Here is an 8,696-nt window from a genome sequence, read left to right as displayed (position 1 = left end):
CAGGCGTGCAGTAGCCACACTGCAAAGCATTGCGTTCGCGAAATGCGGCCTGAAGATCGGCAATTTCACCGCTGTCAGACAGCCCTTCGATCGTCTCGACTGACGCGCCCTGCGCCTGCACCGTCAGGGTTGATGGCGAGATCGTTCGCTCCTGCCTGATGCTGACGGTGCAGGCGCCACAGACGCCGTGCTCACAACCAACGTGGGTTCCGGTCAGCTTGAGATGTTCCCGGATGAAGTCAGCAAGATTGAGCCGCGGCAAAACAACCGCATCGATGGGTTCGCCGTTGACCAGAAGCGAGACCGATACCGGAGCACTCACCTCGTCGCTCCCTTTTCCAGTTCGGGCCGCGCAAGTAACGCGGCCGCACAGCGCCGGAGCAAGACGGCAGCGAGATGTCGTCGCATAGCCGCAGTAGCCTGCTGGTCTTCCTGCGGATCGAGCTCATCGGCCAGCGCGGCCGTAGCCTCCGCAAGCAAGGCCGGCGTCACGGATGCATTGATCAGCTTGCCGGCAGCCGCTGCAAGCACCGGCCTGTCGCCAACCGCAAAGAAGCCGAGCCGAAGATCTGTGAAGCTGCCGGCGGCAACGGCAGCACACGCGGCAAGACCAACGATGGCGTAATCGCCATGCCGTCGGGCATACTCCTGAAAGAAAAATGCTACCCCTTGGCCTGCCACTGGCACCTCGATCGCGACCAGCAACTCGTCCGGCGAGAGCGCCGTCTCGTAGATTCCCTTGAAAAATTCAGTCGCCGCAATCCGGCGCTCGCCGGCCAGACCGCGAACGACGATCGTGGCGTTAAGTGCCAGAACACAGGCAGGCAATTCCGATGCAGGATCGGCGTGAGCAACGCTACCGCCAATCGTTCCGCGATTGCGAATTGCGGGGTGGGCGACGTGGGCAACGGCATCCCGCAACAGCGGCGCGTGCAGCGCAATCTCCGGCGATCCAAGCAGGTCGACGTGCCGGGTCAACGCGCCAACGACCAGCACGTCTCCCCTCACAGCGATACCGCGCAACTCGGCGAGGCCGCCGATATCGACCAGAATGTCTGGGGAGAGGAGTCGCAGGTTCATCGCCGGCATCAGGCTCTGGCCACCCGACAGAACCTTCGCCTTGTCACCGTGCGCGGCAAGCAACTCCAGCGCATTCACGACGCTGGTCGCGCGGGCGTAGGCGAAAGCCGCAGCTTTCATGTGGGCGTGGCCTCCCGGGCCCAATTTTGGTTTGCCCGATTAGAGGGCCGCCCTCGTCAAAGGTCAAGTTTGTTTATCGAGTGATTATTTGTGTGGCAGGGCTTGTCTTCGACTTGGGAAGGACGCAGGTTTCCTGCCAACTAAAGTTCAACGCGCAGGGAGGCGGATCTTGAAGCTCGGGTTCTTTACGATGCCGATCCACCCCCTCGATAAGGATTGGCGGCAATCACTCCGCGAGGATCGGGAGGCCTTCCTGCTCGCGGATGAACTCGGTTTCACCGAGGCGTATGTCGGCGAGCATGTCACAGACAAGGCCGAGAACATCACCTCCAGCATCGCGTTCATTGCCTGGCTCGCAGCCGCAACCAAGCAGATCAAGCTTGGAACCGGCACCATCAACATGCCGAACACTCACCCGGCGGCGGTCGCCGCATCCGTCGCCATGCTTGATCACATGCTTGATGGCCGCTTCATATTTGGCATAAGCCCCGGCGGATTGCTGTCCGACGCAGAAGTTTTCGGCAATCTCGATGCCGACCGCAATGCCATGTTCCTCGAGGCGATCAATCAGGTTCTTGATATCTGGGCCGGCAAGCCGCCTTATGATCTGCAGGGCAAATACTGGAACGTCTCGGTGAAGAGAACTCTGATCGAGGACATCGGCCAGGGGATCGTAGCTCGCCCCTTGCAGGCCCCTCACCCGCCGATCGTGGTGACTGCGGTCGCGCCGTTTTCAATAGGCGTCACGGAGGCAGCCGCGCGCGGCTGGGATCCGATCTCGGCAAACTTCCTGATGCCTGCCTGGGTGAAGAGTCACTGGCCCAAATATGTCGAGGGTTGCGAGCGTGCGAACCGGGCCGTCGACACCGCCAATTGGCGCGTGGCCAAAAGCGTGTTCGTGGCAAAGGACGCCACAACGGCGAAGGCCTATGCCACGTCATCAGACAGTCCCTATGTGTACTATTATCACCAGCTGTTCACGAAGCTGAAGCGCAGCGGCCGGCTCGAACTGTTCAAGACCCGTCGTGACCAACCTGATGCGGAGGTTACGCTGGAATCGATCTGCGACAAGCTGGTCATCTACGGCACCCCCGAAAGCGTGGCCGATCAAGTGCTGGCGTTCCAGCACGAGACCGGCACCTTCGGCACCCTGCTGTATGCCGGCAAGGACTGGAAAGACCGCGAGCTCGGCCGTCAATCGATGATCCTGATGGCCGAGAAGGTCCTGCCGCGGATCAATGCCGCTGCTGCCGGATCATCGGCGTGAGCAGGGAGTCTCGACATGGCATTCACCGATCGCATTCCGTACCAGGCTCAGATTGACCGACCGAAACTGACCTTGCCTGATGGCAAGAAGCTTGCCGTCTGGGTCATCCTCAATGTCGAGGAATGGCGTATCGAAAACGCGATGCCACGCACGGTGCTGAGCCCACCGATGGGCCAGCCTCTGCTGCCCGACGTGCCGAACTGGTCGTGGCATGAATACGGCATGCGCGCCGGCTTCTGGCGGCAATTCAAGGCATTCACCGATCGCAAGATACCGGTGACGCTGGCTGCGAACGCCAATGTCTGCAACAGCTATCCACGCGTGGCATCTGCGGCGCTCGAGGCGGGCTTCGAGTTCATGGGCCATGGGTTTGTGCAGGGTCCGATGCACAGACTGGAAAACCAGGCGGATGCAATCAAGCGTGCGGTCGACACCATTGCCGGATTTACCGATAAGCCACCGCGATCATGGGAAAGCCCGGGCTTGACCGAGACTGAGGAAACCCTCGATCTTCTGCGCCTCAACGGAATCGAATACGTGGCCGATTGGGTAATCGACGATCTGCCCCAGGACATCGCCACGCCGCACGGAACGGTGACGACGATTCCCTATTCTGTCGAGACCAACGATATCGTCATTCACGCGCTACAGCACCTTCCATCGGAGCAATTCCTGACGCGCTGCACCGACCAGTTCGATCGGCTGTACCTCGAAGGTGCGGAGAACGCTCGGATCATGGCGATCTCGGTGCATCCTTACATCACGGGAGTGCCGCATCGAATCAAGTACCTGGAGGCCTTGCTCGATTACGTGATCAGTCACGACGGCGTGGCGCTGATGACGGCGAGCGAGATCGGAGACTGGTATCGGGGTCAGATGGCGACAAGGTAGCGCGGCTCAGCCGACGACCTTGACCGGCGCCCGCCGACGATCGGTCGCGCTCTCCGCCATCCTCTCGAATCCAGCGAGGAAGATATCCAGTGCATCACTGATCATTTGCGCCTTGTCTTTCAGGACTGGCGCTTCGTAGATGTACTTGCGTACGCCATAATAGAAAATGCCGCCGTGAAACACCCAGGCCAGCTCCAGTTCCGCGGCGCTGGGCCTGCTCTGGGTCGCAAGGCCGGCGTCGTGACGGCATTCCCTGAGAATACGCGTCAGGATCTTGTCCTTGACCATGCCGACATACCAACGATTGATATCAAGACCCTTCAGGCCAGAGTAGAGGTAGATTCTCAGCCATTTTCGATTGAAGATCGCATCCGTATAGATCTCGTAGAATTCCTGAAGCCGCGCGCGGAGCGGACGCGACCGGTCCGACAGCAATTTCTCCCAGCCGATTTCAAGGGGCTCAAGATAGACCTTGCGGTAGACCTCCTTGATGAGATCGTCCTTGCTCGGAAAGTACCGATACAGCAGCGGCTGTGTCACACCGAGCTTGCGAGCGAGCGCACGCGTGCCGCCGCCAAATCCCTCCTCCGCGAAGAACTCGGTCGCCTTGGTGACGAACTCACTGCGACGATCGTCAGCTGATAGTCGCCTCTGCTTGGCACGAACGCGCTTGACCGGCGTCTTTCGATTCATGATGCCTTGTCACCATCGTCGGCCAGGAACCGGCCAAAACCTCCCCGCGCGAACAGCAGCGGACTGTTCCGGTTATAGGCATAGGCTTCGACCGCCCCCAGGAAAATGACGTGATCTCCACCATAGTAGCGGTTGGCAGCACGGCATTGGAAATTCGCGACCACGTCGGCAAGGACAGGCGCATTCCCAAGACCTGGTGTCCAGCTCACGCCCGCGAACTTGTCACCCGACGATTTGGCAAACTGCATCGCCAGCGTCTGCTGCGACGCGTCAAGAACATTGACCGTGAAATGGCTGGCATTCTGGAAGATGGGCAGTCCCTGCGAAAACGTCCCCAGGCTCCACAACACCAGCGGCGGGTTGAGCGACACCGATGCAAACGAATTGCACGTAATTCCGTAAGGTCGTCCTTCGGACGACATCGCGGTGACGATCGTCACACCTGTCGCAAACATACCGAGTGCATTGCGGAAGTCGCGGGGATCAATCGTCGAGCTGTCGCTTTCGAGCTCACTGGCAGGGTCCGGCGGATGTTTGGGTGAGTGAGACATCCGGCTGGCCTCAAAGCGTCAGGTTTTCAGACGGCAGCCCGAGAGCCACCCGCCCGTAATTGGTGCCAGCCGCATCGAAATTGAAGGCGAGATGCGAGTTCACGGCATGCGCATCGCGGAACTGGCGCTGCAATGCACCCGAGGTGAACAGGCTGCGCGCGCCGCTCGCCGCAAATAGAACCGACACCGCTTCAGTGCACAGATTGACCGCAAACGCGCCATCGCGCCGGAGCTTCGTCTTCGCCGCAATGCTCGGGATATCGCCACGCCGGACCTCCGCGAGCACCTCAACGCAATTCGTGCGCATGATCAGCCGCGCGGCATCTATCTTCGCCGATGCCTCGGCGATCTTGATCTGGGTGCTCTGCAGGTCCCCGATCTTGGCCCGGTTATAGGTCGAGGCGCGATGCCGCGCGATCTCGACATAGTCGTCAAGGCAGGCCTGGGCATTTCCCAGACCGACTCCGGACAACACATAGGGAAACAACGAAAACACCGGTAGCATGTAGAGTGCATTCGGGTTGACGACACTGCCTGGCGTTGCACCGCCAGCAAGATCGCTGACGGCAACCGTCATATGCTCTGGAACGAATGCGTCGGAGACCCGCACGTCGTTCGACCCCGTTCCGCGCAAACCCGCCGCATTCCAGGTGTCGTCGATGCTGTAATCTCGTCTGTTCAACAGGAACAACCGATACTCGACACCATCGGCCTCGTCGTCCGAGGCAACGACGCTCGCGAGCATGTTCCATCCGCAGGCTTCCACCCCCGACGAGAACGGCCAGTGACCGCTCAGCACATATCCGCCACTTGTCTTCCTGGCACGGCCTGCCGGGAAGACAAAGGAAGACGCAATCAACGTAGCCCGGTCCTCGCCCCACACCGCGCTCTGCGCCTCGGGCGGGAACATACCCAGCATCCAGTGGTGACTTGCCAGATTGGCAAAGTTCCAGGAAACCGAGGCGTCGCCCTGCCCCAGCGCATCAGCGCAGTCGACCAGGGCAACATAGTCGAGTTCGCTGCCCCCGACGCGCTTGGGCTGCAGGATCCGGAAAAGGCCGCTGTCATGCAGATCCCGCTCGGTCTCCGGCGGCAAGCGGCGCAGCTCTTCGGTCCGGGCAGCCCTTTCACGCAACACCGGGGCCAGCGCTCGTGCTCGCGCGATCATGACCGAATGATCCAGACCCACGCCTGACGCCCGAGTTGTTTCAAGCTCGCTACCAACCTCTGACATGGACGTTTCCTCCGCCACCTCTCATACGGTCGAGCCTCTGGCTAGTTTATCGGGCGATCATCACAGATCAATACAGAGATCGGCTCTATACGCGCAGAATCAAGCGTTCAGGACCACTCACGGGACGCCGGTGGAGAACGCCCGCCCTTCGCTGTAGGGGTCCAAGCTTAGAGAACCGACATTCGAGGCTGATATGGTCGTGATCAGATCAAATGCACCGGGCCATGCATGGATGCGCGCAAGAAGCCAAATCTACTGATCGGGCTCGCCAAGTTCTGTTGCCGACCAGAAGGGGGCACTCATCCGGAGCGGCATCGAGAGATACCGGAGGAGATCGAACACAGTCGATCAGAAAGCGATCAGCGGTCTGCTCGCAAGTGATGCCCCACTGGAACGGGCCTACCGCTGACTTTGCTGCAGCCTCAACGATCGCGGGATGATGCGATTATCCTCGATGCCACAGACCTTTTTGCTCGCTGAACGCGATAGCTAAAATACGACAGGTCGACTTCGACGGTGGGAAACCCCCTTGATCGAAAATCCGCGCACGATCCGGAATCGCAACATGGGCTGTCGCCGATCGCGTTATGCTTGTTGCGATAATGGCCGTGTGCCGGTGAGTTGCCTGACGCGTCAAGCGGACGCTCGACTGCAATTTTGGATCGACATCAGGATAGTTCTGGCTCGCGTCAACCGACCCGCGCCGCAGTTGGATTGCAAGGAGGAAGCGCCGATGTATTTCGTTGCTGCTGTGCTCGTGGTCTTGTCCGGCCTATTCTATGCCGCTGGCCATCATCAGATCGGTTCGATGGGCGCCACCATGTGCCAATATGGCGGCATCTTCTGCGACAGTCCCATACTGGTTCTCGTCGGTGCGGGATTCGCCGCGGCGTGGGGCATGCTGGTCAGCGTGCGCTGATCATCAGCGATATTGCCGACAATGATTTTGTCGCCGCTGATTTGCTCGACAAGTCAATCTCCGCGCACCCTGTGCCGGATGCGTCAACGCTTCGCATTATTGCGGAGGGATTGGGTTAGCCGGTTGAGCGGGCTTTGGCCCAGGTGGAGCAGGCTCGATCGGGGCCTTCGGCTCGGTCGGCATCACCTTTGCGCCAGCTGCACGCGCCGCTTCGCCTGTCGTTGAATAGTTGGCGGTAGCGGCCGGCTGCACCTTCGGCTTGCTCCACGGACCGTGGTCGACGATCAGCATGCCCAACACGCCGAGGATCGCAACCACAGCCGCAACCAGCAGCGGCGTACCGCCGTGCCGGTTTCGATGCTTGACCGAATGGCCATCCGCTATGCCATGCGCGTGCATTGTCATCATTGTCTCCTCCATGGAGACAAACCGCGACCCGCGCGCAAGTTTCCGGTTCCCCGATGAGAAAGCGGGGCATCCCGGTGGAACCAATCCGCAACTGCTGAATTCCACGATATGTGACCGTCACTCGCCATTCAAAACACGCGAGCGCGCGGATGGCCAAAGGCGACGATCACCCGACCTCCAGTCAAATCGCGGCACGATACATGAGCACCGAAACGCCCGAGTCTCCGCTACAGCCCACGCTCGGTGAGCGCGCGATCGACACCGCGACCGACGTTTCGCGCACCATCACGGAGGTGTCGGACGGACTTCGAGCAGCCGCCGATCGTCTCAGCGAGGCGATTGCAACCTCCCGCCGCCCGGGCGGAGCCCTGGCCACGGTGAGTGCGGTCACACGCGAAGCACCGCTCGCGAGCCTGTTCGTCGCGTTTCTGCTCGGCGTCGCCGTCGCGCGCCGGCGCTAGGTCGCCCTAGAACTTGCCCTTCGCCGCGTCCTTGGTCGCGGACATCACGCTTCCGCTGATCTGACGCATATGTTCGCCGGCATTGGTGAACTGGCTGCGCAGGAATTCCGACTGGATCCGCATCGCCTCCTGCAGATCGGTCGCGTGCACGAGCTTGCGCGCATGCTCGAACGCCGCCTTCATGTTCTGCTCGGTGAAGGACAGCGCCTGCTTGGAAATCTCGGTACCCGTGCCCGGCATCGCCGTCATCGACTTGCTCGCGGCATCGAAGAACAGGCTGAAGGCCTGTTCGGCCTGGTCGATGGTCTTTTCCGCGAGGTCGCGCAACTCTGCGGGAACTTCAAGCTTCGGCTCAATCATGATCGCGCCCCCTGAAGTAAGCGTCCCGCGAGGTTAGCATAGTTTGCGACGCCGTCAGCGCCGTATCGCCGACCAGGACGGGCCTCACTCGTTCCGGCTATCGAGGAAAAATTACCTAGCCGCGACCAGACTGGGCCGCCGCCGATTCCAATCATGTCAGCACTGTGGCATAGTGATTCGGCCTCGTTGTTGGTCGCGTTCGCGTCTCTTGGGGAATAAGGGGATCCGATGCTGCGCGCCGTTCGTCCGACACCGACCTGCACCCGATTCAAGACCAGCATAGAGATGCCGTGCATGAAGTGCGGCACGCAAATGCGGCTCGCTCTGATCGAGCCGCGCGACCAAGTCTACGACGTGCTGACCTATCAGTGCACGCCGTGCAATGCCGGCGAAAGCTTCCTGAACGCGCGCTAGGCGGCGGCCCTTTCAGTCGCCCAGCACCGCGGCTCCCGCCTCGGTTAGCGCAGGCTCGTCGTCGTGCAGTTCGACCAGGCCGAGCTCCGTGAGGAGGCGCAGATCCTCGTCGCTGACCGGTGACAATTTGAGCCTGCGAGCCTGGATATCGCGGAGGGTCCAGCGCAAGCCGATCGCGCGTTCAAGCGAAAATTCAGCGAATGGATTGTTTGTCATTCGCTTCGACTAACGCGGCATTTGGATCAGACTTTGTCTGACCCGCGGCGGCTTCGTGGACGCCACAGGTTGATGGCGCACG

13 protein-coding genes are annotated in these 8,696 nt (G+C 60.7%); 5 read left to right on the top strand and 8 right to left on the bottom strand.

The genetic code is table 11. From position 1 onward, the window contains the following. Together FNJ47_RS25320 and FNJ47_RS25315 are read right to left on the bottom strand one after the other, a co-directional pair. Window positions 1–322: 2Fe-2S iron-sulfur cluster-binding protein (locus FNJ47_RS25320; RefSeq protein ID WP_163158014.1), on the bottom strand; the 322-nt coding region annotated here is incomplete at its 3' end. Beyond that, on the bottom strand, window positions 319–1,200 hold the full coding sequence (locus FNJ47_RS25315; RefSeq protein ID WP_163158012.1) for an FAD binding domain-containing protein: 882 nt from the start codon (window positions 1,198–1,200) through the stop codon (window positions 319–321). The genes FNJ47_RS25315 and FNJ47_RS25320, both read right to left, overlap by 4 nt. 169 nt (window positions 1,201–1,369) lie before the next feature. Between FNJ47_RS25315 and FNJ47_RS25310 the strand changes: the two genes are divergently transcribed. Further along, window positions 1,370–2,467 (top strand): LLM class flavin-dependent oxidoreductase, encoded by a 1,098-nt coding sequence (locus FNJ47_RS25310; protein ID WP_163158011.1) that lies wholly within the window; start codon window positions 1,370–1,372, stop codon window positions 2,465–2,467. 15 nt (window positions 2,468–2,482) lie between these two features. Next, entirely contained in the window at window positions 2,483–3,358 is an 876-nt protein-coding gene (locus FNJ47_RS25305; RefSeq protein ID WP_163158008.1) for a polysaccharide deacetylase family protein, read from the top strand. A 6-nt stretch (window positions 3,359–3,364) separates the two neighbouring features. On the opposite strand, the gene FNJ47_RS25300 is transcribed toward FNJ47_RS25305, so the two are convergent. From FNJ47_RS25300 to FNJ47_RS25290, 3 genes are read right to left on the bottom strand one after another with little or no spacing between them, the layout of a single operon-like run. After that, window positions 3,365–4,051: a TetR/AcrR family transcriptional regulator gene (locus FNJ47_RS25300; protein WP_163158006.1), complete on the bottom strand. Its 687-nt coding sequence runs from the start codon at window positions 4,049–4,051 to the stop codon at window positions 3,365–3,367. After that, a complete protein-coding gene (locus FNJ47_RS25295) occupies window positions 4,048–4,602 on the bottom strand; it encodes a flavin reductase family protein (RefSeq protein ID WP_163158004.1) in 555 nt (184 codons plus the stop codon). Before FNJ47_RS25295 ends, FNJ47_RS25300 begins: the two co-directional genes overlap by 4 nt. Window positions 4,603–4,612: 10 nt before the next feature. Continuing rightward, the gene (locus FNJ47_RS25290; protein WP_163158002.1) at window positions 4,613–5,836 is read right to left on the bottom strand and encodes an acyl-CoA dehydrogenase family protein; all 1,224 of its coding nucleotides are present in this window, start codon (window positions 5,834–5,836) and stop codon (window positions 4,613–4,615) included. Window positions 5,837–6,365: 529 nt separating this feature from the next. Here FNJ47_RS25290 and FNJ47_RS54770 point away from each other — a divergent pair. After that, window positions 6,366–6,755, top strand: coding sequence for a hypothetical protein (locus tag FNJ47_RS54770; RefSeq protein ID WP_430649415.1), 390 nt, complete (start codon window positions 6,366–6,368; stop codon window positions 6,753–6,755). A gap of 96 nt (window positions 6,756–6,851) precedes the next feature. Here the strand turns inward: FNJ47_RS54770 and FNJ47_RS25280 are convergent, their stop codons facing one another. After that, a complete protein-coding gene (locus tag FNJ47_RS25280) occupies window positions 6,852–7,154 on the bottom strand; it encodes a hypothetical protein (RefSeq protein WP_163158020.1) in 303 nt (100 codons plus the stop codon). Window positions 7,155–7,363: 209 nt separating this feature from the next. Here FNJ47_RS25280 and FNJ47_RS25275 point away from each other — a divergent pair, with 209 nt between their 5' ends. Beyond that, complete coding sequence (locus FNJ47_RS25275) at window positions 7,364–7,624, top strand: hypothetical protein (protein WP_163158018.1); 261 nt, start codon at window positions 7,364–7,366, stop codon at window positions 7,622–7,624. 6 nt (window positions 7,625–7,630) lie between these two features. On the opposite strand, the gene FNJ47_RS25270 is transcribed toward FNJ47_RS25275, so the two are convergent. Beyond that, on the bottom strand, window positions 7,631–7,984 hold the full coding sequence (locus FNJ47_RS25270) for a phasin (RefSeq protein WP_163158000.1): 354 nt from the start codon (window positions 7,982–7,984) through the stop codon (window positions 7,631–7,633). A gap of 228 nt (window positions 7,985–8,212) precedes the next feature. Here FNJ47_RS25270 and FNJ47_RS25265 point away from each other — a divergent pair, with 228 nt between their 5' ends. Further along, entirely contained in the window at window positions 8,213–8,398 is a 186-nt protein-coding gene (locus FNJ47_RS25265; RefSeq protein ID WP_163157998.1) for a hypothetical protein, read from the top strand. 12 nt (window positions 8,399–8,410) lie between these two features. Here FNJ47_RS25265 and FNJ47_RS25260 read toward each other — a convergent pair whose 3' ends face one another. Beyond that, window positions 8,411–8,566: a hypothetical protein gene (locus tag FNJ47_RS25260; RefSeq protein ID WP_338027760.1), complete on the bottom strand. Its 156-nt coding sequence runs from the start codon at window positions 8,564–8,566 to the stop codon at window positions 8,411–8,413. Window positions 8,567–8,696 lie beyond the last annotated feature (130 nt).

This window comes from Bradyrhizobium uaiense, assembly GCF_010811875.1.
Classification (GTDB): Bacteria; Pseudomonadota; Alphaproteobacteria; order Rhizobiales; family Xanthobacteraceae; genus Bradyrhizobium; species Bradyrhizobium uaiense.
Note: the sequence above shows the minus strand (reverse complement) of the source record. Positions and strands in the feature narration are given on the sequence as shown.

What these genes read in the sequence shown, in the direction of transcription:
- FNJ47_RS25315 (WP_163158012.1), bottom strand. Translation starts at nt 1,200, where the DNA reads ATGAAAGCTGCGGCTTTCGCCTACGCCCGCGCGACCAGCGTCGTGAAT.
- FNJ47_RS25305 (WP_163158008.1), top strand. Translation starts at nt 2,483, where the DNA reads ATGGCATTCACCGATCGCATTCCGTACCAGGCTCAGATTGACCGACCG.
- FNJ47_RS25300 (WP_163158006.1), bottom strand. Translation starts at nt 4,051, where the DNA reads ATGAATCGAAAGACGCCGGTCAAGCGCGTTCGTGCCAAGCAGAGGCGA.
- FNJ47_RS25295 (WP_163158004.1), bottom strand. Translation starts at nt 4,602, where the DNA reads ATGTCTCACTCACCCAAACATCCGCCGGACCCTGCCAGTGAGCTCGAA.
- FNJ47_RS25290 (WP_163158002.1), bottom strand. Translation starts at nt 5,836, where the DNA reads ATGTCAGAGGTTGGTAGCGAGCTTGAAACAACTCGGGCGTCAGGCGTG.
- FNJ47_RS25280 (WP_163158020.1), bottom strand. Translation starts at nt 7,154, where the DNA reads ATGCACGCGCATGGCATAGCGGATGGCCATTCGGTCAAGCATCGAAAC.
- FNJ47_RS25275 (WP_163158018.1), top strand. Translation starts at nt 7,364, where the DNA reads ATGAGCACCGAAACGCCCGAGTCTCCGCTACAGCCCACGCTCGGTGAG.
- FNJ47_RS25270 (WP_163158000.1), bottom strand. Translation starts at nt 7,984, where the DNA reads ATGATTGAGCCGAAGCTTGAAGTTCCCGCAGAGTTGCGCGACCTCGCG.
- FNJ47_RS25265 (WP_163157998.1), top strand. Translation starts at nt 8,213, where the DNA reads ATGCTGCGCGCCGTTCGTCCGACACCGACCTGCACCCGATTCAAGACC.